At 72.1% G+C, this 22416-nt stretch carries 17 protein-coding genes, 1 tRNA gene and 1 pseudogene; 13 read left to right on the top strand and 6 right to left on the bottom strand.

Annotated elements, in window-relative coordinates:
• Positions 1 to 263: 263 nt before the first annotated feature.
• From GTW43_RS19085 to GTW43_RS19070, 4 genes are all read left to right on the top strand, one after another.
• Positions 264 to 2669: a sodium-translocating pyrophosphatase gene (locus GTW43_RS19085; protein ID WP_161303232.1), complete on the top strand. Its 2406-nt coding sequence runs from the start codon at positions 264 to 266 to the stop codon at positions 2667 to 2669.
• Between the two features lie 213 nt (positions 2670 to 2882).
• Positions 2883 to 3476: a small secreted protein gene (locus GTW43_RS19080; RefSeq protein ID WP_161303231.1), complete on the top strand. Its 594-nt coding sequence runs from the start codon at positions 2883 to 2885 to the stop codon at positions 3474 to 3476.
• A gap of 102 nt (positions 3477 to 3578) precedes the next feature.
• Entirely contained in the window at positions 3579 to 5150 is a 1572-nt protein-coding gene (locus GTW43_RS19075; protein WP_161303230.1) for a methyltransferase, read from the top strand.
• A 137-nt stretch (positions 5151 to 5287) separates the two neighbouring features.
• Complete coding sequence (locus tag GTW43_RS19070; RefSeq protein WP_161303229.1) at positions 5288 to 5488, top strand: hypothetical protein; 201 nt, start codon at positions 5288 to 5290, stop codon at positions 5486 to 5488.
• Positions 5489 to 5622: 134 nt separating this feature from the next.
• Here the strand turns inward: GTW43_RS19070 and GTW43_RS19065 are convergent, their stop codons facing one another.
• From GTW43_RS19065 to GTW43_RS19055, 3 genes are all read right to left on the bottom strand, one after another.
• Positions 5623 to 5904, bottom strand: a complete 282-nt coding sequence (locus GTW43_RS19065) for a TM2 domain-containing protein (RefSeq protein WP_161303228.1) — start codon at positions 5902 to 5904, stop codon at positions 5623 to 5625.
• A 198-nt stretch (positions 5905 to 6102) separates the two neighbouring features.
• Positions 6103 to 6510, bottom strand: a complete 408-nt coding sequence (locus tag GTW43_RS19060) for a DUF2752 domain-containing protein (RefSeq protein ID WP_161303227.1) — start codon at positions 6508 to 6510, stop codon at positions 6103 to 6105.
• On the bottom strand, positions 6494 to 6946 hold the full coding sequence (locus GTW43_RS19055) for a TM2 domain-containing protein (protein WP_161303226.1): 453 nt from the start codon (positions 6944 to 6946) through the stop codon (positions 6494 to 6496). The genes GTW43_RS19060 and GTW43_RS19055 overlap by 17 nt, the downstream gene beginning before the upstream one ends.
• Positions 6947 to 7372: 426 nt before the next feature.
• On the opposite strand from GTW43_RS19055, the gene topA reads away from it, so the two are divergent.
• Both topA and tmk read left to right on the top strand, forming a co-directional pair.
• Positions 7373 to 10201: a type I DNA topoisomerase gene (topA, locus tag GTW43_RS19050; protein WP_161303225.1), complete on the top strand. Its 2829-nt coding sequence runs from the start codon at positions 7373 to 7375 to the stop codon at positions 10199 to 10201.
• Between the two features lie 258 nt (positions 10202 to 10459).
• Complete coding sequence (gene tmk, locus GTW43_RS19045; RefSeq protein ID WP_161303224.1) at positions 10460 to 13726, top strand: dTMP kinase; 3267 nt, start codon at positions 10460 to 10462, stop codon at positions 13724 to 13726.
• A 70-nt stretch (positions 13727 to 13796) separates the two neighbouring features.
• Here the strand turns inward: tmk and GTW43_RS19040 are convergent, their stop codons facing one another.
• Positions 13797 to 14270 carry a GNAT family N-acetyltransferase gene (locus tag GTW43_RS19040; RefSeq protein WP_161303223.1) on the bottom strand — a complete coding sequence of 158 codons (474 nt, stop codon included), beginning with the start codon at positions 14268 to 14270 and terminating at the stop codon, positions 13797 to 13799.
• 203 nt (positions 14271 to 14473) lie between these two features.
• On the opposite strand from GTW43_RS19040, the gene GTW43_RS19035 reads away from it, so the two are divergent.
• From GTW43_RS19035 to GTW43_RS19025, 3 genes are all read left to right on the top strand, one after another.
• The gene (locus GTW43_RS19035; RefSeq protein WP_161303222.1) at positions 14474 to 15679 is read left to right on the top strand and encodes a DNA polymerase III subunit delta'; all 1206 of its coding nucleotides are present in this window, start codon (positions 14474 to 14476) and stop codon (positions 15677 to 15679) included.
• A gap of 78 nt (positions 15680 to 15757) precedes the next feature.
• Positions 15758 to 17338, top strand: a complete 1581-nt coding sequence (locus tag GTW43_RS19030) for an alpha/beta hydrolase (RefSeq protein ID WP_161303221.1) — start codon at positions 15758 to 15760, stop codon at positions 17336 to 17338.
• 94 nt (positions 17339 to 17432) lie between these two features.
• Positions 17433 to 17506 (top strand) — tRNA-Thr (locus GTW43_RS19025).
• 135 nt (positions 17507 to 17641) lie between these two features.
• Here the strand turns inward: GTW43_RS19025 and GTW43_RS19020 are convergent.
• Positions 17642 to 18247: a ScbR family autoregulator-binding transcription factor gene (locus GTW43_RS19020; protein WP_161303220.1), complete on the bottom strand. Its 606-nt coding sequence runs from the start codon at positions 18245 to 18247 to the stop codon at positions 17642 to 17644.
• Positions 18248 to 18393: 146 nt separating this feature from the next.
• Here GTW43_RS19020 and GTW43_RS19015 point away from each other — a divergent pair, with 146 nt between their 5' ends.
• The 3 genes and pseudogenes from GTW43_RS19015 to GTW43_RS38155 form a co-directional block, all read left to right on the top strand.
• Positions 18394 to 19341, top strand: a complete 948-nt coding sequence (locus GTW43_RS19015) for a ScbA/BarX family gamma-butyrolactone biosynthesis protein (protein ID WP_161303219.1) — start codon at positions 18394 to 18396, stop codon at positions 19339 to 19341.
• A gap of 2 nt (positions 19342 to 19343) precedes the next feature.
• Positions 19344 to 19607: a LysR family transcriptional regulator gene (locus GTW43_RS19010; protein ID WP_161303218.1), complete on the top strand. Its 264-nt coding sequence runs from the start codon at positions 19344 to 19346 to the stop codon at positions 19605 to 19607.
• A gap of 211 nt (positions 19608 to 19818) precedes the next feature.
• Positions 19819 to 20430, top strand: a pseudogene (locus GTW43_RS38155) (HAD-IB family hydrolase); the annotation flags it as partial.
• Positions 20431 to 20538: 108 nt separating this feature from the next.
• Here GTW43_RS38155 and GTW43_RS38150 read toward each other — a convergent pair.
• On the bottom strand, positions 20539 to 21093 hold the full coding sequence (locus GTW43_RS38150) for a TetR family transcriptional regulator (RefSeq protein WP_161303216.1): 555 nt from the start codon (positions 21091 to 21093) through the stop codon (positions 20539 to 20541).
• A gap of 99 nt (positions 21094 to 21192) precedes the next feature.
• On the opposite strand from GTW43_RS38150, the gene GTW43_RS18995 reads away from it, so the two are divergent.
• Complete coding sequence (locus tag GTW43_RS18995) at positions 21193 to 22326, top strand: acyl-CoA dehydrogenase family protein (protein ID WP_161303215.1); 1134 nt, start codon at positions 21193 to 21195, stop codon at positions 22324 to 22326.
• Positions 22327 to 22416: the final 90 nt, after the last annotated feature.

Below are 22416 nucleotides of genomic sequence, written 5' to 3'. Positions count from 1 at the left end.
TCGACCAGAACGTCGACCAGAACGTCGACCAGAACGTCGATCAGAACGTTGATCAGAGCGGCGATACGACTGGTGATTCCAGTGGTGATTAGCGTGGCCGCGCGATCTTCTTCATTCCGCGATCTTCGATAATGCCTCCAGGGCATTATCGAAGGGTTTTGGCGCGCACCGATCTTATCTTTTGCCGCGCACTGTTTTGATCAGGATCCGCTCCCTACAATCCGTCCACGTCTTGAGCTCAGTCCAAGCGTCAAGGAGGACGAATGGCGGAGCCTTCCACCCCCTCACATCTCGCAGCCGCGGCCCTGACGGACGGCAATCGTCTGATCGTGATCGTCATCGCCGTCGTCGCGCTCGCGGCGCTCGCCCTCGCCGGAGTCCTGGTGCGCCAGGTGCTCGCGGCAGGCGAGGGCACGGATTCCATGAAGAAGATCGCCGGCGCGGTCCAGGAGGGCGCGAACGCCTATCTGGGCCGGCAGCTCCGCACCCTCGGAGTGTTCGCCGTCGTCGTGTTCTTCCTGCTCCTGCTGCTGCCCGCGGACGACTGGAATCAGCGCGCCGGGCGTTCGGTGTTCTTCTTGATCGGCGCGCTGTTCTCCGCGGCGACCGGCTATATCGGAATGTGGCTCGCGGTCCGCAGTAATGTGCGGGTCGCCGCCGCGGCCCGTGAGGCGTCCGAGGCCGGCGGGGAACCAGGAAAAGATCCCGTTTCGGTGTCCCACAAAGCAATGAAGATCGCTTTCCGTACCGGTGGCGTCGTCGGCATGTTCACGGTGGGGCTCGGGCTGCTCGGTGCCTCCTGCGTCGTGCTCGTCTACGCGGCCGACGCGCCCAAGGTCCTGGAGGGCTTCGGGCTCGGAGCCGCGCTGATCGCGATGTTCATGCGCGTCGGCGGCGGCATCTTCACCAAGGCCGCCGACGTCGGCGCCGACCTGGTCGGCAAGGTCGAGCAGGGCATTCCGGAGGACGATCCGCGCAATGCCGCGACCATCGCCGACAACGTGGGCGACAACGTCGGAGACTGCGCCGGGATGGCCGCCGACCTGTTCGAGTCCTACGCCGTCACTCTGGTGGCCGCACTGATCCTCGGGAAAGCGGCGTTCGGCGACGCGGGACTCGCCTTCCCGCTGATCGTGCCCGCGATCGGGGTCGTCACCGCGATGATCGGCATCTTCGCGGTGGTCCCGCGCGGTGGTGACCGCTCCGGCATGAGCGCCATCAACCGCGGCTTCTTCGTCTCCGCGGTGATCTCGGTGGTCCTGGTCGCCGTGGCCGTCTTCGCGTACCTGCCGGGCTCGTACGCCGAGCTGGACGGGGCGATCGGGGAGGTGGCCGGCAAGGACGGCGATCCGCGGATCCTCGCGATCGTGGCCGTCGCCATCGGCATCGTGCTGGCCGCGCTGATCCAGCAGCTCACCGGGTACTTCACCGAGACGACCCGGCGCCCCGTGCGGGACATCGGCAAGACCTCGCTGACGGGTCCGGCGACCGTGGTGCTCGCGGGCATCTCGATCGGCCTGGAGTCCGCCGTGTACACGGCGGTGCTGATCGGCCTCGGCGTCTACGGGGCGTTCCTGCTGGGCGGTACGTCGATCATGCTGGCGCTGTTCGCGGTGGCGCTCGCCGGGACCGGGCTGCTGACCACGGTCGGCGTGATCGTCGCCATGGACACCTTCGGACCGGTCTCCGACAACGCGCAGGGCATCGCGGAGATGTCCGGTGACGTCGAGGGCACGGGCGCGCAGGTGCTCACGGACCTGGACGCGGTCGGCAACACGACCAAGGCGATCACCAAGGGCATCGCCATCGCGACGGCGGTGCTCGCCGCCGCCGCGCTGTTCGGCTCGTACCGGGACGCGATCGTCTCGGCCGCCCAGGACGTCGGCGAGAAGGTCGGCGAGGGCGGGGCGATGAACCTGAGCATGGACATCGCGCAGCCCAACAACCTGGTGGGGCTGATCGTCGGGGCCGCGGTGGTCTTCCTGTTCTCGGGGCTGGCGATCAACGCGGTGTCGCGGTCGGCGGGTTCGGTGGTCTACGAGGTGCGGCGGCAGTTCCGCGAGCACCCCGGGATCATGGACCACACGGAGACCCCGGAGTACGGGCGGGTCGTCGACATCTGCACGAAGGACGCGCTGCGGGAGCTGGCCACGCCCGGTCTGCTGGCCGTCATGGCGCCGATCGCGGTCGGGTTCACGCTCGGTGTGGGCGCACTCGGCGCGTACCTCGCGGGCGCGATCGGCACCGGCACGCTGATGGCCGTGTTCCTGGCCAACTCCGGTGGCGCGTGGGACAACGCGAAGAAACTCGTCGAGGACGGTCACCACGGCGGCAAGGGCAGCGAGGCCCATGCCGCGACGGTCATCGGCGACACGGTCGGCGACCCGTTCAAGGACACCGCGGGACCGGCCATCAACCCGCTCCTGAAGGTGATGAACCTCGTCGCGCTGCTCATCGCGCCCGCGGTCGTCAAGTTCAGCTACGGGGACGACGCGAGCGTCGGCGTGCGCGTCGCGATCGCGGTCCTGTCGCTCGCGGTCATCGTGGGCGCGGTCTACGTGTCGAAGCGGCGCGGGATCGCGGTCGGCGACGACGGGGACGGTGACGGCGGCGGGACGGGCCGCCTTCCGGAACAGGCCGGACCGGCCGACCCGGCGGTGGTGCCGTAGTCCGGGGGCGCCGGACGGAGGGTCAACACAGGGGCGGACGGCCCGGTTTGACGGGCCGTCCGCCCCTGGCGTGTCCCGAGTTTCTCGGTTTGTGTTCCGTGAGCCTTCTCTCCCTTGGTGCAAATGGCTGCTAAAGCGAAACAAAGTGGTCATATCTAACGCCTTGCGTGCGCTGGTCGTGTGCTTGGCGTGTAAGTTCCGGGGCCGAGAGCCATGGAAGGGACCAATCCGGTGAACAAGAAGCTCGCGGCCGCACTGTCCGGCGGTGCGGTACTGGTACTGGCGCTGTCGGGCTGCAGCGGCGACGACAGCAACGAGAAGCTGGACGCCTGGGCCAAGCAGGTCTGTGACGCCCGCGTCGCCCCGGCGAAGAAGATCCAGGCCGCCAACGACTCGATCCAGAAGGTGAGCTCGGAGAACAGCAAGCCCGCCGACGTGCAGAAGGCGGACTCCAAGGCGTTCCAGGACCTGTCCGACGCGTACGGCGACATCGCCGACGCGGTCGAGAAGGCGGGCCCGCCGCCCACCGACGACGGCAAGACGAAGCAGCAGAACGCCGTCAAGGAGCTCGACGCCCTCTCCACGGGGTACGCCGACCTGAAGAAGAAGGTCGACAAGCTCGACACGGGCGACCAGGCGGCCTTCGCGAAGGGCCTGGAGGGCATCGCCACCGGCCTGACCAAGCTGAGCAAGAGCGGCGACAGCGCCATCAACCAGCTTCAGGAGGGCGAGGTCGGCGAGGCCATGGCGAAGCAGGACGGCTGCAAGAGCGCCTCCCCGTCGCCGTCCGCCTCCAAGAAGTCCTGACGGCTCCCACCGACCCCTCTCACCGACCTCCCCCCACGGCCCCACGCCGCCCCCGGTGCCACGCACCGGGGGCGCGGTCCGTTTCCGGGTCACAATGGGAGCGTGAGTCGTACCAGCCTGGACAACCTGCCCGCCGCCGACCGTTCCGATGTCGCGTCCGCCCTGCGTGACGCGCTCCTGCAAGCCGAGTTCACCGCCGACGGGCTGCTCGAGCTGCTCGGGGCGCCCGCCTATGCGGCGCTGGCCCGCAGCGAGACCGTGCCCGCTCTGCGGGCGACGCGCGGAGAGGGCCCGCTGGAGGCGCTCGTCCGCCTCTTCCTCCTCCAGCAGCCCGTCCCGCGCGAGCGGCTCGCGGACGTGCTGCCGCTCCCCGCGTGCGTGGAGAGCGGCTGGCTGCGCGAGAGCGGCCCCGAGGGAGAGGCCGGTCCCGAGGGGGCGGCCGGCTCCGAGCTCGCCGCGACCGTCGACGTGCGCCCCTACGGCGGCCCGGACGGTGAGGACTGGTTCATCGTGTCCGACCTGGGCTGCGCGGTCGGCGGTGCGGGCGGCATCGGCAGCGGCGACGAGGGCGTCGTGCTCGGCGTCGGCGGCGCCTCCACCACGCTCGCCGGCATCACCGTGCGCACGCCCGTCGCGTCGGCCCTCGACCTGGGCACCGGCTCCGGCATCCAGGCGCTGCACGCCACCCGGCACGCCACGCGCGTGACGGCCACCGACCTCAACGCGCGCGCCCTGCACATCACCGCGCTCACCCTCGCGCTGAGCGGGGTGCCGGCCGCCGAACTCGCCGAGGGCTCGCTGTACGCGCCGGTGGGCGAGGCCACGTACGACCTGATCGTGTCGAACCCGCCGTTCGTCATCTCGCCCGGCGCCCGGCTCACGTACCGGGACGGTGGCATGGGCGGGGACGATCTGTGCCGCACGCTCGTTCAGCAGGCAGGAGACCGGCTGAACGAAGGGGGGTACGCACAGTTCCTGGCCAACTGGCAGCACGTGGACGGCGAGGAGTGGCAGGAGCGGCTGCGCTCGTGGGTGCCGCGCGGGTGTGACGCCTGGGTGGTGCAGCGCGAGGTGCAGGACATCACGCAGTACGCGGAGCTGTGGCTGCGCGACGCCGGGGACCACCGCACCGACCCGGCCGCGTACGCCGCGCGCTACGACGCGTGGCTCGACGAGTTCGAGGAGCGCGGGGTCCGGGCCGTCGGCTTCGGCTGGATCACGCTGCGCCGGAGCGAGGCGGCCGCCGAGGCGCCCTCGGTCGTCGTCGAGGAGTGGCCGCATCCCGTGGAGCAGCCGCTCGGCGAGACCGTGCGCGCGCACTTCGCGCGCGTGGACTGGCTGCGCGAGCACGACGACGCGGCGCTGCTCGAGGCGTCGTTCACGCTGGCCGGTGAAGTCGTGCAGGAGCAGGTCGGGCTGCCCGGCGCGGAGGACCCGGAGCACGTCGTGCTGCGCCAGGGGCGCGGGATGCGCCGTGCCACGAAGGTGGACACGGTGGGCGCCGGGTTCGCGGGCGTGTGCGACGGGACGCTCAGCGCCGGGCGGATCCTGGACGCGATCGCGCAACTGATGGGCGAGGAGCCCGTGGTGTTGCGTGACCGGACGCCCGCGCAGATCCGCACGCTCGTCGAGCAGGGCTTCCTGGAGCCCGTGCCCGGCGGTCCGGCGGCCTGAGGCGCCCGCCCGCGGGTACCGCGCGGCAAGGCGCTCTTCGCCGTGCGCTGTACGGGAGTTCACCTCGGGTTCCCCCGCCCGTGCCAGCCTCGCGGCCCGGGGCGCCGACGACGGCGCCGACGGCGGGAGGCTGGGCCATGGAGAGTACGCCTGCGGTGTTCGCGGGTGCGGTGTTCGCGCTGTTCGGGGCGGGGCTGCTGCTGTGGACGGGGGCACGGTCCGTGCACGGCGTGCCGGTCGCGGAAGGAGGCGTGCGCCCGGTGGCCGCGGCGGTCATCGCCGGTGCCGTCGGGCTGGCCTCGCTCGCGGCCTCCGTGTGGTGTTTCGGCCACATCTGATCAGGGGCGCGCGCTCTTTCGCGGTGCGCCGGCGATGTGGTGCCCCGTGAACGCACGACGCCTGCCCTCGCCCCGGCCGGGACGGAGACAGGCGGGACGGAGACAGGCGTCGTGGGTGCTGGACCGGCTGTGCGTCAGCCGCGCAGCACGCGGCCCTGGCTGTCGGTGCGGTCGTTGCTCGTGAAGAACAGGATCGCGTCGATCAGCGCCCAGATGCCGAGGCCGCCGCAGGTCAGGAGCTGGGCGACGCCCACGCCCGCGTTGCCGACGTAGAAGCGGCCGATGCCCAGGCCGCCGAGGAAGAGCTGGAGGACGCCCGCGACGATCTTCGACTTGTCGGAGTACGGACGGCCCTGCGGGTCGTAGCCGAAGGGCGCGTTCGGGTCGGGCTGCGCGGGCTGGGCGGGGTAGGACATGGCTGTGCTCCTGGGGACATGAAAAGGGCACGCCGGAGCGTGCGCCTGAGCGGATGGATGAGGCGCATGCGCTGGTGGGGACGTGGCGGTGGCCTCGGAAGAGCCCAAATTAGGCGAGCCGCACCGGGTGACGGGCGTTCTGGTGCGGATCGTGGCGGCTTTGTGATGTAGGGGCCGCCCGCGGGGTGTGACAGCAGGTCAGAACACGTTGCGCAGAACGGTCCAGGCCGTGGCGGCCAGCAGGATCGCGAGCTGGGTACGGGGCTTGAGCGAGGGACGCCAGCGGCGGCCGCGCAGCCCTTCGTAGGCCCAGCGCCCGAGCAGCGCGAGGGCGAACGGGGCGGCGAGCAGCAGGAAGCGGTTGTCGTACCAGGCGGCGGTGAACTGACCGTGCATCAGGTCGTAGACCATCCGCGTCCCGCCGCACGCGGGGCACCACAGGCCGGTGGCCCAGTGGAACGGGCAGCGGGGCAGCCACTGGCCGGACGCGTGCGGGTCGGTGCCGTACAGGTACAGCGCTCCGGTCAGCCCGGCGGCCAGCACCCCGGCGGGCGCGGTCGCCGGGTGCCGCAGCAGGGCCGGGACACGGTCAGCCGCGAAGGACACGGCCGTTGGAGTCCGTGGTGTTGCTGCTGGTCAGCAGGATGATGCCGTCGATCAGCGCCCAGATGCCGAAGCCGCCGCAGGTGAAGAGCTGGGCCAGGCCGATGCCGACGTTGCCGATGTAGAAGCGGCCGACGCCGAGCGTGCCGAGGAAGAGCTGGAGAACGCCCGCGACGATCTTCGACTTGTCGGAGTACGGACGGCCGTAGGGGTCGTAGCCGAACGGCGCCATCGGGTCGTAGCCGGCGACCATGCCCGGCTGGGGCGGGTACGCGCCGCCGGCCTGCGCGGAGTCCGGGTACGGGTACCCGTACATCGGCTGGCCGCCCTGCGGGGGCTGGCCCGGGGCGCCGTAGCCGGGCTGCGAGCCCTGCTGCGGGTAGCCGTACGGATTGTTCGGGTCCTGGGGAGGCTGGCCGTAGGGGTTGCTGTCGGACATCGGGTGCTCCTGCGGTCGGAGGTCTTCGGGGACGAGCCGGAGGCTCCTTCGCGGCGCTGTCCCCAGGCCCCGGGCTCCCCCAGCCATCCGCCATCTTGTCAGCAAGGAATAAGGGTGTGGGCCCCGGTGGCCGGACCGGTGCCCGATGCAGCGCAACAGGGACGCTCGTGACAGGAACGTGGCACGCAGAGTGATCTTGCGCTCACCCGGAGGCGAGGCGTCCGCTCCACGGTCCGGGGGCAGGATCACGAGGAGTCGGGTTACCGTTCCGAGTGGCTGCTGCGTGCTTTTCCCGTTTGACACACCGGCGGGAGGTACCGTCACACTCCGCAGCAGTGCCGCACGAGCAGCGCCGCACAAGCAGCGCCGCGCACCGGCCCGAACGACCAGAACGGCCCCAACCGCCGACCGGAGAGAAGAGCGAAGTTGTCCCCGACCAGCGAGACCGCACAGGGCGGCCGCCGACTCGTCATCGTCGAGTCGCCCGCCAAGGCGAAGACGATCAAGGGCTATCTGGGCCCTGGATACGTCGTCGAAGCGAGCGTCGGGCACATCCGCGACCTCCCCAACGGCGCGGCGGAGGTCCCCGAGAAGTACACGGGTGAGGTCCGCCGCCTCGGTGTCGACGTCGAGCACGACTTCCAGCCCGTCTATGTCGTCAACAGCGACAAGAAGGCGCAGGTCAAGAAGCTCAAGGATCTCCTGAAGGACTCCGACGAGCTCTTCCTCGCCACCGATGAGGACCGCGAGGGCGAAGCCATCGCGTGGCACCTCCTGGAGGTCCTGAAGCCCAAGGTTCCCGTCCACCGGATGGTGTTCCACGAGATCACCAAGGACGCGATCCGCTCCGCCGTCGCCAACCCGCGCGAGCTCAACAAGCGCATGGTCGACGCCCAGGAGACCCGCCGCATCCTCGACCGCCTCTACGGCTACGAGGTCTCGCCGGTCCTGTGGAAGAAGGTCATGCCGCGCCTGTCGGCCGGCCGCGTCCAGTCGGTCGCCACCCGGCTCGTCGTCGAGCGGGAGCGCGAGCGCATCGCCTTCCGCTCCGCCGAGTACTGGGACCTGACCGGCACCTTCGCGACGGGCCGCGCCGGTGACCCGTCCGACCCGTCGTCCCTGGTGGCGCGGCTCAGCTCGGTCGACGGCAAGCGCATCGCGCAGGGCCGCGACTTCGACTCGCTCGGGCAGCTCAAGGCCGGCTCGGCGAACACGCTGCACCTGGACGAGGCGAACGCGCGTTCGCTCGCCGCCGCCCTGGAGAGCACCAGCTTCGCCGTCCGCTCCGTCGAGTCGAAGCCGTACCGCCGCTCGCCGTACGCCCCCTTCCGTACGACGACGATGCAGCAGGAGGCCTCGCGCAAGCTGGGCTTCGGCGCGAAGGCGACCATGCAGGTGGCCCAGAAGCTGTACGAGAACGGCTTCATCACCTACATGCGTACGGACTCCACGACCCTCTCGGACACGGCGGTCTCCGCCGCCCGGGCCCAGGTCACGCAGCTGTACGGGTCGGACTACCTCCCGGACAAGCCGCGCACCTACGCGGGCAAGGTGAAGAACGCGCAGGAGGCGCACGAGGCGATCCGCCCCTCCGGCGACCGCTTCCGCACGCCCGCCGAGACCGGCCTGACCGGCGACCAGTTCCGGCTGTACGAGCTGATCTGGAAGCGGACCGTCGCTTCCCAGATGAAGGACGCGGTCGGCAACAGCGTCACCGTCAAGATCGGCGGCACCTCCGCCGACGGCCGCGACGCCGAGTTCAGCGCCTCCGGCAAGACGATCACCTTCCACGGCTTCCTCAAGGCCTACGTCGAGGGCGCCGACGACCCGAACGCGGAGCTGGACGACCGCGAGCGGCGCCTGCCGCAGGTCGCCGAGGGCGACGCACTGTCCGCCGAGCAGATCACGGTCGACGGCCACGCCACCAAGCCGCCCGCCCGCTACACCGAGGCCTCGCTGGTCAAGGAGCTGGAGGAGCGCGAGATCGGCCGTCCGTCGACGTACGCGTCGATCATCGGCACGATCCTCGACCGCGGCTACGTCTTCAAGAAGGGGACGGCGCTCGTGCCCTCCTTCTTGTCCTTCGCTGTCGTCAACCTCCTGGAGAAGCACTTCGGGCGGCTCGTCGACTACGACTTCACGGCCAGGATGGAGGACGACCTCGACCGCATCGCGCGCGGTGAGGCCCAGTCCGTGCCGTGGCTCAAGCGCTTCTACTTCGGCGAGGGCGACGACGCCGGCTCCGCCTCCTCCGCGGGCAACGGGGACGGCGACCACCTCGGCGGCCTCAAGGAACTGGTGACGGACCTGGGCGCGATCGACGCCCGCGAGGTCTCCTCGTTCCCCGTCGGCAGCGACATCGTGCTGCGCGTCGGCCGCTACGGCCCGTACATCGAGCGCGGCGAGCGGGACTCCGAGGGCCACCAGCGCGCCGACGTCCCCGAGGACCTCGCGCCCGACGAGCTCTCCGTCGCGTACGCGGAGGAGCTGCTCGCCAAGCCGAGCGGCGACTTCGAACTCGGCGCGGACCCCGTCTCCGGGAACCAGATCATCGCCAAGGACGGCCGCTACGGCCCCTACGTCACCGAGGTGCTCCCCGAGGGCACCCCGAAGACCGGGAAGAACGCGGTCAAGCCGCGCACGGCCTCCCTCTTCAAGTCGATGACCATCGACACGGTCACCCTCGACGAGGCGCTCAAGCTGATGTCGCTGCCGCGCGTCGTCGGCACCGACGCCGAGGGCGTCGAGATCACCGCGCAGAACGGGCGGTACGGGCCGTACCTGAAGAAGGGCACGGACTCGCGCTCCCTGGAGACCGAGGACCAGATCTTCGGCATCACCCTCGACGAGGCCCTGGAGATCTACTCCAAGCCCAAGCAGCGTGGCCGGGCCGCCGCCAAGCCCCCGCTCAAGGAGCTCGGCGAGGACCCGGTCAGCGGGAAGCCCGTCGTCGTCAAGGACGGCCGTTTCGGCGCGTACGTCACCGACGGCGAGACCAACGCGACCCTGCGCGCGGCCGACTCCGTGGAGGACATCACGCCGGAGCGCGGCTACGAGCTGCTCGCCGAGAAGCGTGCCAAGGGCCCCGCCAAGAAGACGGCGAAGAAGGCCGCCAAGAAGGCGCCGGCCAAGAAGGCGACGGCGGCGAAGAAGACGACGACGGCCAAGAAGACCGCCGCGAAGAAGACGACGACCGCCAAGAAGACGACGGCTGCGAAGAAGACCGCTGCCAAGAAGGCGGCGCCCGCGGAGTAGTCCGCGCCCCGCGGGGCGGGCGTGTCCGCTCCGTGGAGCGGGCGGGTGACGGGTCTGCTCTGCGGCACATGAGGCGCGAGAGCGGCCGGAGAACGACGGGAAGGGACGTCCTGCGGGGCGTCCCTTCCCGTATGTCCGCCGCCCTTCGCTGCCCCCGGGGGTGCCCTCGTTTCCGGTGGGGCCCGGCGTCCTGCCTGCTCCCGGGCATTTGTTCGGGCGGGGGCCCTGCGTGACAGTGCGTCCCGATAGGCTGGACGAATGACCCGTGCCGAGCAGCCAACGGCCCCCCACACGGCCTCCGACGACACCCTCGTGGCGGATTCCCGCGAGCGAGCGGTGCGCGCCCTGCTGCGCGCCCCGCAGCTGAAGAGGCTGTGGTCCGCACAGCTCGTCGGCGGGGTCGGAGATGTCCTCGGCGTCCTCGTCCTGGTCGTGCTCGCCCTTCAGGCGGCCATCGCGCAGACGTCCTTCGGCGGCGGGTACCGGGGCGTGGCCTTCGCCGTCGCCGCCGTGTTCGCGGCGCGGATCCTGTCGACGCTGCTGTTCGGCGCCGTCCTGCTCGGCCCGCTGACCGCCCTGACCTCACCGGGCGGCCCGCTCGACCGCCGCTGGACCATGGTCGGCGCCGACGGACTGCGCGCCGCTCTGCTGATCGTCGCCCCGCTCTGGATCGACTGGACGCCGGACAACGCCCTGGCGCTGATCCTCGTGACGGCCTTCGTCGCCGGGGTCGCCGAGCGGTTCTGGACCGTCGCCAAGGAGAGCGCGGCGCCCGCGCTGCTGCCCGCACCGCCGCCCGAGGGCGCCGCGATCCGGCCGCTCCCGGACCACATGGACGCGCTGCGCCGGCTGTCGCTGCGCACCACGTTCGTCGCCGTGCCGCTCGCCGCCGCGACCCTCGTCCTCGTCACCCTCGTGCAGAACCTGATCGGCGCCGGCGTCGACTGGTTCTCGCTGCACCAGGTCGCCCTGTCGTCCTACGTGGCGGCGGGCCTGTTCGCCGCCTCCCTCTCCGTCGTCTTCTTCCTGGAGCTGTCGGACACGCAGACCCCGCGCGCGCGTTCGCCGCTCGAGGGGCTGCGCCGGCCGAAGACCGGGGCCGGGGTCGACAAGGGCCGTACCGGTGCGATCCCGCTGCTCGTCCTCGCCTGCGCCGCGATCGCCGGAGCGGTCTCGGCCGCCGTCGCGGTCTCCGTCCTGCACGCCAAGGACCTGGGCGGCGGACCCGTCACCTTCGGGCTGCTCGCGCTCGGCCTGACCGGCGGCACCGCCGTCGGCATCCGCACCGCGCCCGGCGTGCTGCCCTCGCTGTCCCGGCGCCGGCTGCTCGCGCTCGTCGTCGCGACCACCGGCGTCGCCCTGCTCGCCGCCGGTCTCGTCCCCGACGTCACCACCGTGATCCTCGTCCTCACCGTGGCCGGAGTCACCGCGGGCATCGCCGCGAACACCGGGCACACCCTCCTCGACCAGGAGACCGAGGAGTACCGCCGGGCCCGCACGACCGAACATCTGCAGGCCGTCGTCCGCGTCGCCATGGCGCTCGGCGTGCTCGTCGCGCCGGTCGTCGCGGCACTGATCGGGCCGCACCGCCTGGAGAACGGCAAGTTCGTCTTCGCGCACGGCGGCGCCGCGTTCACGCTGATGCTCGTCGGCGCGCTGCTGCTGCCCGTCGCCGCGCTCGTCCTCGCCAAGACCGACGACCGCAGCGGCGTCCCGCTCCGCCACGACCTGCGCGACGCCCTGCTCGGGGGGAACGATCCGGCGCAGGCCCCCGCCACCACCGGCTTCTTCATCGCCCTGGAGGGCGGCGACGGCGCCGGCAAGTCCACGCAGGCCGAGGCGCTCGCCGAGTGGATCCGCGCCAAGGGCCACGAGGTCGTCGTCACCCGCGAGCCCGGCGCGACGCCGGTCGGCAAGCGGCTGCGCTCCATCCTGCTCGACGTGTCGTCGGCGGGCCTGTCGCACCGCGCGGAGGCCCTCCTCTACGCCGCCGACCGCGCCGAGCACGTCGACACCGTCGTGCGCCCGGCCCTGGAGCGCGGCGCCGTCGTCATCTCCGACCGCTACATCGACTCGTCCGTCGCCTACCAGGGCGCGGGCCGTGACCTGTCGCCGGTCGAGGTCGCCCGGATCAACCGCTGGGCGACCAGCGGGCTCGTGCCGCACCTCACGGTACTGCTCGACGTCGACCCGGAGGCCGCCCGCGAGCGGTTCACCGAGGCGCCGGACCGGCTCGAGTCGGAGCCGATGGAGTTCCACGCGCGCGTACGGGCCGGTTTCCTGACGCTGGCCGCGGGCGACCCGGGGCGCTACCTGGTGGTCGACGGCGGCCAGGAGGCCGAGGGCGTCACCACGGTCATCCGGCACCGGCTCGACCAGCTCCTTCCGCTCTCCGAGGCCGAGATCAAGGCCCAGGAGGAGGCCCGCAGGGCCGCCGAGGAAGAGGCGCGCCGCAAGGCCGAGGAAGAGGCCGCCCGCAAGGCCGAGGAGGAGCGCCTGGAGCGCGAGCGCCAGGAGCAGCTCGCCAAGCTGCGGGCCGAGGAGGAGGAGCGTCAGCGCCGCGAGCTCGAGGAGGCGCAGCGCATCGAGGCCGAGCGCCAGGCCGAGGAGGCACGCCGGCGCGCCCAGGAGGCCCGCCGCAAGGCCGAGGCGGAACAGGCCCGGCTGCTCGCCGAGGAGAAGGCGCGCAAGATCGAGGAGGAGCGCCGCCGCAAGGAGGCCGAGGAGGAGGCGCGGCTGCGGGCCGAGGCCGAGGAGCGGCGCCTGGAGAAGCAGCGCAAGGCCGAGGAAGCCCTGCTGCGCGCGGAGGAGGCCCGTCGGCTCGCCGCCGAAGCGGCGCAGGCGGCCCAGCGCAGCGGGCACACGCCGACGGCGAACCTGCGCAAGGTCGAGCTGCCGGATTCCGGTGCCGCGGCCTCCGGCACCGCCGCCGGTTCTGGTGCGGGGGGTGCCGGTCACGGCGCGCCGTCGCCGCAGGACTCGGACGCTCAGCAGGACTCGGGCACTTCGGGCACTTCGGGCACTTCGGGTGCGTCGGGTACTTCTGACGCGTCGGGTTCGGGTGCTTCGCGGGCCCGGCAGGCCCGGCAGGCCCAGCGGGCCCAGCGGGCTCCGGAGGTTCCCGACAACGAGACGACCGTCCCGACTCCGATCGTGCGGCCCGAGCCCACCGGCCCGGACGCCGAGGAGACCACGGTCATGCCGCAGGTCCCGGTGCACGACGCCGAGGAGACGGCGCAGCTGCCGCGCCCGCAGGCCGACGAGACAGCGGTTCTGCCGCAGGTGCAGGATCCGGCCGACCGGGTGCCGCAGGGCTACTTCCGTGACGAGCGGCCCGCGCGCGAGGACGGGCCGAACGAGCGGACGGCCGAACTCCCGCAGGTCGACGAGTCGGGCCGGCCGCGCCGGCCCCGCCCGGACTGGGCCGAGGAGACGCCGCTCGACGACCTTCCGTCGCTCGCGGACGAGCTGCTCGGTGGACTCGGCGACGACCCGGAGGACGGGCGCGGGCGCCGCCGCCGCTGACACCGGGCGGGCCGGGGCGGGAGCTCCGGCCGAACCGGGCGCGGGCGGCGGCCCCGGCGCGTGCGGCGGCTCAGGCCAGCCTGAGCTCGACCCAGTCCACGGTGTCGCCGTCCAGCCGGTACCGGTCGACCTCGACGGTGAACCCGGCGCGCTCGGCGAAGCGCAGCCCCGCCGCGTTCGACGTCAGGACGACAGTCTCGACCGCGTCGGCGCCGAGCGTCCGGGCGGCGGCGAGCCCGCGCTCGTACAGGACCGTGCCGAGACCCCGGCCGCGGTGCCCGGGAAGCACGCGCGCGATCACCGTGGCGGCGGCCCCGTCGCGGGGCGGGCGCACGGTGGTGCAGCCGACGAGGGTGCCGTCCGCGGCGTACGCGACCTCCAGGACGTTGCGCCCCGCGCGCTCGCGGACGTCCTCGAGGGAGAGCAGGGCCGACGCGACGGGCACGACGGTGTTGTGGACGTGACGCCAGTCGGCGAGGGCCGCGTCGTCGGCGGGCGTGAGGGTCTCGATGCGCAGGCCGGTACCGGTACGTGGATCGCTCATCGCCGTATCCCATCGCACAGGGCGCGGATTGTCAGCCCGGTTTCACCGCGCGACCCGGTCACCGCGCCCGCGGCGGGTGCATGCCCGTCGTGGCGCGTGCCTGTCGTGGCGCCTGTCCGTGGTGGTGCGCGCCCGTGGGTCGTGCGTGCGTGTCAGTGGGGCCCGGCACAATGGCGTGAGGACGAGAAGAGGGTGGGTGGCGCATGACCGTGTGGGACGACCTGGTCGGTCAGGAGCGCGTGGCCGGGACGCTGGACGCGGCCGCGCGGGACGCGGACGCCCTGGTGACGGCGGCCGCGGCGGACGCGCCGCCGCCCCCCGCCTCGAAGATGACGCACGCGTGGCTGTTCACGGGGCCGCCGGGCGCGGGCCGGGTGACCGCCGCGCGTGCCTTCGCCGCGGCGCTCCAGTGCGTCAGCCCGGACCGCGCGCTGGGCGGCATTCCTGGTTGCGGCTTCTGCGACGGCTGCCACACGGCGCTGCTCGGCACCCACGCGGACGTCACGTCCGTCGCCGCGGTCGGCACGCAGATCCTCGCCGAGGACATGCGCGACACCGTCCGCAAGTCGTACACGTCGCCGGCCGGCGGCCGCTGGCAGGTGATCCTCGTCGAGGACGCCGAGCGGCTCAACGAGAAGTCGGCGAACGCGGTGCTCAAGGCCGTCGAGGAGCCCGCCCCCCGCACCGTCTGGCTGCTCTGCGCACCGTCCGTGGAGGACGTGCTGCCGACGATCCGCTCGCGCTGCCGCCTGCTCACGCTCTCCACCCCGGCGGTCGACGCGGTCGCCGACATGCTCGTCCGGCGTGACGGCATCGAGCCCGCTGCCGCCGCCACCGCCGCCCGCGCCACCCAGGGCCACATCGACCGGGCCCGCCGTCTGGCCACGGACCCGCGCGCGCGGGAGCGCAGGGCTGCCGTCCTGAAGGTGCCGCTGCGCGTCGCGGACGTGGGCGGCTGCCTCAAGGCGGCTCAGGAGCTGGTCGACGCGGCGGCCGAGGACTCCAAGCAGCTCGCCGAGGAGGTCGACACGAAGGAGACCGAGGAGCTGAAGGCGGCGCTCGGCGCGCAGAGCGGCGGGCGGATGCCGCGCGGCACCGCGGGCGTCATGAAGGACCTGGAGGACAAGCAGAAGCGCCGGCGCACGCGGTCGCAGCGGGACAGTCTCGACCTGGCGCTCACCGAGCTGACGGGGGTCTACCGGGACGTGCTCGCGCTGCAGCTCGGTTCGCGGGTGGCGCTGGCCAATGTGGACGTCCAGGACACCCTCGAGCGCCTCGCCAGAGAGACCTCGCCGGAGTCGACGCTGCGCCGGATCGAGGCGATCGGCGGCTGCCGCGACGCCCTCGACCGCAACGTCGCGCCGCTTCTCGCGGTGGAGGCCATGACGATGGCCCTGCGCGCGGGCTGAGCACGCCGCTGCGTCGGGGCCGACCTCCAGAAGGGCACGCAAGGTGACGGGGTGCGCGCGGAACGTTACGCTCGCCCGATGCACTCCTGGCGCCTCCCTCCGACCGCCCGCCGTCACCGAACCGCCCTGCTGGCCGCCGCCGCGGGGCTGCTGCTGACCGGCGTCACGGCCTGTTCGCACGAGCCCTCGGACGCCGCCGGCGCCTCGCTCGCCGCCCTGCCCCGGTCGACGCCGGAGAACCTGACCCGGTACTACGACCAGACCCTGAAGTGGCGCGACTGCGGTGCCCCGGGCTTCCAGTGCGCGACGCTCAAGGCGCCGCTCGACTACGACAAGCCTGACGGCGGCGAGATCGACCTTGCCGTCTCGCGCAAGAAGGCCACGGGACACGGCAAGCACCTCGGCTCACTCCTGGTGAACCCCGGCGGACCCGGCGGCTCCGCGGTCGGCTACCTCCAGTCGTACGCGGGCATCGGCTACCCCGAGAAGGTCCGGGCCCGGTACGACATGGTCGCCGTGGACCCGCGCGGCGTCTCGCGCAGCGAGCCGGTGACCTGTCTGTCGGGGCGCGCCATGGACCGGTACACGCAGACCGACGTCACGCCGGACGACGACGCGGAGCGGACGGGCCTGAGCGGCGCGTTCAAGAAGTTCGCCCAGGGCTGCGAGACGCACGACAAGACCTCGCGCCGGGTGCTGCCGCACGTGTCCACCGTCGAGGCGGCCCGTGACATGGACCTCGTGCGCGCGGCGGTCGGCGACGAGAAGCTCAACTACGTCGGGGCCTCGTACGGCAGCTTCCTCGGGGCGACGTACGCGGGCCTTTACCCCGAGCGGGTCGGCCGGCTGGTCCTCGACGGCGCCATGGATCCGTCGCTGTCGGCGCGCGAACTCAACCTGCAGCAGACGGCCGGCTTCGAGACGGCCTTCCAGTCCTTCGCGAAGGACTGCGTGGGTCGCTCCGACTGCCCGCTGGGCACGGGCACCCCGGCGCAGGCGGGGGAGCGCCTCAAGAAGTTCTTCACGCGGCTGGACACCCGGCCGCTCGCCGCGAGCGACCCCGACGGCCGCAAGCTCGGCGAGTCCCTCGCGACGACGGGCGTGATCGCCGCGATGTACGACGAGGGCGCCTGGCCGCAGCTGCGCGACGCGCTCACCGCGGCGATGAAGCAGAAGGACGGCGCCGGGCTCCTCGCCCTGTCCGACAGCTACTACGAGCGCGACCCGGACGGCACGTACACGAACCTGATGTTCGCCAACGCCGCCGTGAACTGCCTCGACGCACCCGCCTCCTTCAACTCGGCCGCGGACGCGGAGAAGGCCGTACCGGACTTCGAGAAGGCCTCCCCGGTGTTCGGCGCAGGCCTCGCGTGGTCCGCCCTGAACTGCACGTACTGGCCGGTGAAGCCCACGGGTGCCCCGCAGCGCATCACCGCGAAGGGCGCCGCCCCGATCGTCGTGGTCGGCACCACCCGCGACCCCGCGACCCCCTACCCCTGGGCCAAGTCCCTCGCCGCCCAGCTCTCCTCTGGCCGCCTCCTCACCTACGACGGCGACGGCCACACCGCGTACGGCCGCGGCAGCACCTGCATCGACGGAGCGATCGACACCTACCTCCTGTCCGGCACCCCGCCGAAGGACGGAAAGCGCTGCTCGTGACCGGTCACCGCCCCGCAAAAAGGGTGGGCGGACCACCCCCGGGGACCGTGTAGGATTGGCGACGTTGCTGACGCACTCCGGTGCGCCCGGCGGCGCCGCCTTAGCTCAGATGGCCAGAGCAACGCACTCGTAATGCGTAGGTCTCGGGTTCGAATCCCGAAGGCGGCTCAGACTGAGACCCCAGGCCGGATCCTTACGGCCTGGGGTTTTTGTTGCTCGGGTGACCGTGGACGGCGGCGAAGCGCGGCCGGGCCCTGCCCGGGTGGTCCCCCGTCGGCGTCGGGTCCTGCCGGGCCGTCACGGTCAGGGTCTGCGGAGGCCGTCCAGGAGGACGGTGTGCAGTTCCGCCTGGCGTTCGGCGAGGTCGGCCCGGCGGGTGAGGACGTCGGAGATGTGCTGCATGCCGAAGAACGTGGCCACGATGATTCGGGCGGCGGCGCGCGGGGTGATCCCCTCGCGCAGTTCGCCGGCCTTCTCGACCGCCTCGACCAGTTCGGTCAGGTAGTCCTCCCAGCCCACGTACGGCTCCGGCAGGTCGGCCTCGATCAGCGACCGCTCGATCTGGAGGCGGGCGCCGGCCTGGACCATGACGTCCTCGTGGAACGTCCTGCTCACCTGCGCGAGTACCTCGACGAGGGCCTCGAACGCGGGGAGCTCACGCAGGGAGACCTTCTCGAGGATCCCCGGCCAGCGTCCGTAGTGCTCGCGCACGACCGCCACGGCCAGATCTTCCTTGTTCTTGTAGTGGAAGTAGACGGCTCCCTTGGTCATCGACGCCCGCTCGGCGACGTCCTGCAGCGTCACCGTGGCGTATCCACGCTGCGCGAAGAGCTCTGCGGCGACTGCGAGGATCTGCCCCCTCGTGCGCCGGGCCCGTTCCTGCTTCGGCTCGGTCCTGCTGTTCGGCATCTCGCCACCACCTGTCCTCGGATCTCCATTGCAATATACATTCCCGAAGGTATATTTTCTCGAGGCGGAACGGGGGAACCGCAGTCGGCGGCTGCCCCCTCACGTCTCATCTGCGCGTACACATACAGCCTTTGGGGGAAACAGGCATGTCTGTCAGCACGCTGGGCACGGTGTCGGCTGAAACGGTGGAGGACATCAGGGCGGGGCTCACCTTCGACCGGACGGTGCCGCGCCAGCTGGTGCACCGCGCCTCGGTCACCGAGGTCTTTCTCACCGACGCGGCGGAGGTCGCCGCCGATCGCTTCCTGGTGGGCGCGCAGTGGCCGCGCCACCACGCGCTCTACCGCCCTGACGCCTCCGGGCGCTGCGACTTCATGCTCCTCGCGGAAACGGTGCGGCAGGCAGGGATCCTGCTGCTCCACCGCTTCCACGGTGTCCCGTTCGGGCATCACTTCGTCTTCAAGTCCCTCGACCTGCACGTGGCGGACCACCCTGCGCTGCAGGTGTCCGACGTCCCGCTCGATGCCGTGCTGGACGTCTGCGTCGAGACGCAGGGCGACCCGCGCGCGGGCCGGTTCGACGCCCGGCTCGAGGTCTCCGTGACGGTCGACGGTGCGGACTGCGCCCGCGGTGTGGTCTCGGTCGTCGTGGTCGACGCCCACCGTTACGAGCTGCTCCGTCGCCGGGGCGGCGGCTCTGGCCCCCGTCGCGGTGCGGCCGCGCCGGAGGGGTTCACGCGGGCGCCGGCCGTCGCCGGTCGGCAGGACGCCGACGTGCTGCTCCGGGCCGTGCCCGACGGCGACGGCGCCACGTGGCTGCTGCACGTCGACCCGGGCCACCCGGGCTACTTCGAGCACCCGTCGGACCACGTGCCCGGCATGATGCTGCTCGAGGCGTTCCGGCAGGCGGGCGTGCTGGCCGCGGCCGACAGGTGTGTCATCACCGCGCTGGAGGCGCGGTTCAGGTCCTTCGGTGAACTGTTCCGGCCGGTGGTGATCCGGGCGGCCACCCGTCCTGAGGGGCCTCTGCGTCTGGTCGCGACGCAGGGGGAGACCGTTCTCGCGGAGGCGGACGCCCTGTTCGTCCGGGACTGACCATGGATCTCCACCGTCTGCGCACCTTCCGGGAAGTCGCCCGCGAACTGAGTTTCACGCGCGCGGCCCGCAACCTCCACTACTCGCAGCCGGCCGTCACCGCCCAGATCAAGGGTCTCGAGGAGATCGTGGGCTCCGCACTCTTCGTACGCCGGGGCAACCGTGCGGTCGAACTCACCGCGGCAGGCGCGCTGTTGTGCCCGTACGCCGACAGGATTCTGGACCTGGTCGACGCTGCCCACGTCGAGCTGGGTTCCCGTCGCTGACGGTGCCGGAACTCCAGTAGCTCTAGTAGCTCTAGTAGCTCCAGTAGCTCCGGTAGCTCCGGTAACGCCAGTATCGCCAGACGTCACGGCGGTCGAGCGCCGTGACGTCAGAGCGTCAGAGCGTCAGAGCGTCAGCGCGTCAGCGACTCCGTATCTCCGTACCCGCGTACCTCCATGCCCCTTCCTTCTCCACTCACGGCAGAGGTTTCCCATGCGCCAGGCAGGCGGCCCCGTCGGGGCGGCGTTCTTCGACGTCGACGAGACACTCATCACCGGCAAGAGCATGCTCGCCCTCCTCGCGTTCCACTGGGGTCGCGAGCGCGGTGGTCCGGCCCGGTTCGCGGCGGCTCGGGCCTCGTTGGGCGCGCAGTTGCGCTCGCGTGTGCCCCGCGAGCAGGTCAACCGGTCCTACTACCGGCTGCTGCGGGGTATCCGTGCGGCCGATCTGGAGCGGAGCGGGCGGTCCTGGTTCGCCCGGGAGGAGGGGCGCGGCCTGTTCCACCCTGTCGTCGTCGACGCGCTGCGGCGCCACCGGCGGGACGGTGACCTCGTCGTCCTGCTGTCCGGCTCCTTCGCGGCCTGTCTGTCGCCGATCGGTGAGGCGGTGGGTGCCGATCTGGTTGTCGGGACGGTTCCGCGGGTGGTGGACGGCGTGCTGACCGGTGACTTGGCAGGGCCCCCGATGATCGGGCAGGTCAAGGCGGACACGGCTCGGCTGGTCATGGGTGACCGGGGGCTCTCGCCGGCGCGTTGCTCCGCCTACGGGGACGATGCCTCGGATCTGTCGCTCCTGGCATGTGTGGGGAACCCGGTCGTCGTGGGCGACGATCCGGAACTCGTGGCGCAGGCGACCGCTCAGGGGTGGTCGCGGCTGCCGGGCCCGGTGCGTCCCCGCGCGGGTGGGCTGCGGTTCGAGGGGGTGTCGCCGCTGTCAGCCCGCGTCCGTGCGCAAGGCGGACAGGAAGGCGTCCCAGTGGTCGGCGGCGCCGGTGTCGCCGACCACCCAGTCTGCCGCGTGCGTTCCGAGGAACAGGGCCAGCGCGACCCCGGCCAGCGTGTGCGGCCGGAAGTGCTCGGTGATGCGTCCGTCGTCCTGTGCGGCGCGAATCAACTCGACGAGCTGTGAACGCAGTTCGCCGAGGGGGACGGACTCGCGCCCGTCCACGCGCGCCGCGTCCGTCGTGAGTCTGAGCCCTGCGGCGAACCTCACGTCCTCGTCCATCCGGCGCGTCAGCCGCAAGGCCAGCGCGCGGACCGAACTCCGCTCCTCGGCAAGGAGCTTGCCCCACTCTTCCTCGAACGTCCGGGTCAGCTCGTCGGCCAGCTCCGCTTTGGAGGAGAAGTGGCCGTACAGCGCGCCCTTGGTGAGGCGGGAGCGCGTCGCGATGTCGGACAGGTTCGTGCCGGTGAAGCCGTGCAGGGAGAACTCCGCCGCCGCCGAGTCGAGGAGCAGCGCGTGCGTCCGCCGGGCTCTGTCCTGTTTCACCTCGTCCGCCCTCGTTGTCGACTACTGGGACTGTCCACAAAAAATACCTTCTCAATCGAATCTTTTTCTAGTCGCCTACCGACCTCATGGAAGGTTTCTATGACCACGGCCCCGCCCGCCCCGTCCTTCGCCCTGGAATCCGCCTGCGCCCTGGCCGCCCGGCATGCCCGCGCAGCGGAGGAGAGCGCCTGTCTGCATCCGGATGTCGTCGCCGCGCTGCCGGAGACGGGCTTCGCCCGGCACTTCGTACCGCGCCGATGGGGTGGCGCGGCCGGTGACTTCGCGGACGCGGTGCACGCCGTGGCGACGGTCGGGGAGTCCTGCGCCTCGACCGCGTGGTGCTGTGCGCTGCTTGCCGCTCACGCGCGACTGGCGGCCCATCTGCCCGAGGAGGCCCAGGCGGAGCTGTGGGCCCGGTCCCCCGACACCGCGATAGCCGCGGCGGTGGTGCCGCCCTCCGGCCGTCTCACCCGCGTGTCCGGGGGGTGGCTGCTGACGGGCCGCTGGTCGTTCGCCAGTGGTGTCGAGCACGCCGACTGGATTCTGCTCGCGGTGCTGGACGAGGGGCCGGTCGGCCCTCCCGGCCATCGCATTCTCCTGCTGCCCAGACGGGACGTCCGGGTCAACCGGACCTGGGACAGCGTCGGCCTGTCCGCTACGGGCAGCCACGAGGTCGAGGTCGAGGGTGCGTTCGTCCCCGAACACCGCTCCTGTCTACGGGACGTGCTGATGGCCGGCGTCGGCGGACCGGACGCGGCTCCTTGCCATCAGGTGCCCTACCCCCTGGTCGCCGCCCTGCTGTTCTGCGCGCCGGCGCTCGGTGCCGCCAGGGCCGCACTTGACGCGTGGGTGGCGCTGGCCGGGGCTCGTGGCGGTGCCGCGGACCCGGCGGTACGGCAGACCCTGGCCGCCTGCTCGGGCGACATCGACGCCGCGGCCCTGCTCCTGGAGGCGGCGGCGCAGCGTGCGGACCGGGCGGCCCGCGTGCCCCGGGCGGCGTTCGCGCCGGAGGAGGCGGCGCGCAACCAGCGCGACGCCTCGCGCGCCGCGGCGCTGTCGGCGGACGCGGTGAGTCGCCTGTTCCGCAGTGCGGGGGCGCGTGCGCTGATGCGCTCGAACCCGTTGCAGCGCGCCTGGCGGGACGTCCATGCCGTGGCCGCCCATGCGACCTTGCAGCCGGGGGTGGCCGCCGCGTCGTACGCCCGTACGGTGTTTGCGCAGGTCGGCGCTTAGGGCCTGTCCGGCGGATCAGGTCGCGGTCCAGGTGGGCCGGGCTGTTCTGTGCTGGTGAGACCCCGCGCCCGCGACATGATCCGCCGGACA

This window comes from Streptomyces sp. SID5785, assembly GCF_009870065.1.
GTDB lineage: Bacteria > Actinomycetota > Actinomycetes > Streptomycetales > Streptomycetaceae > Streptomyces.
This window is presented reverse-complemented; position numbering and strand designations above follow the sequence as displayed.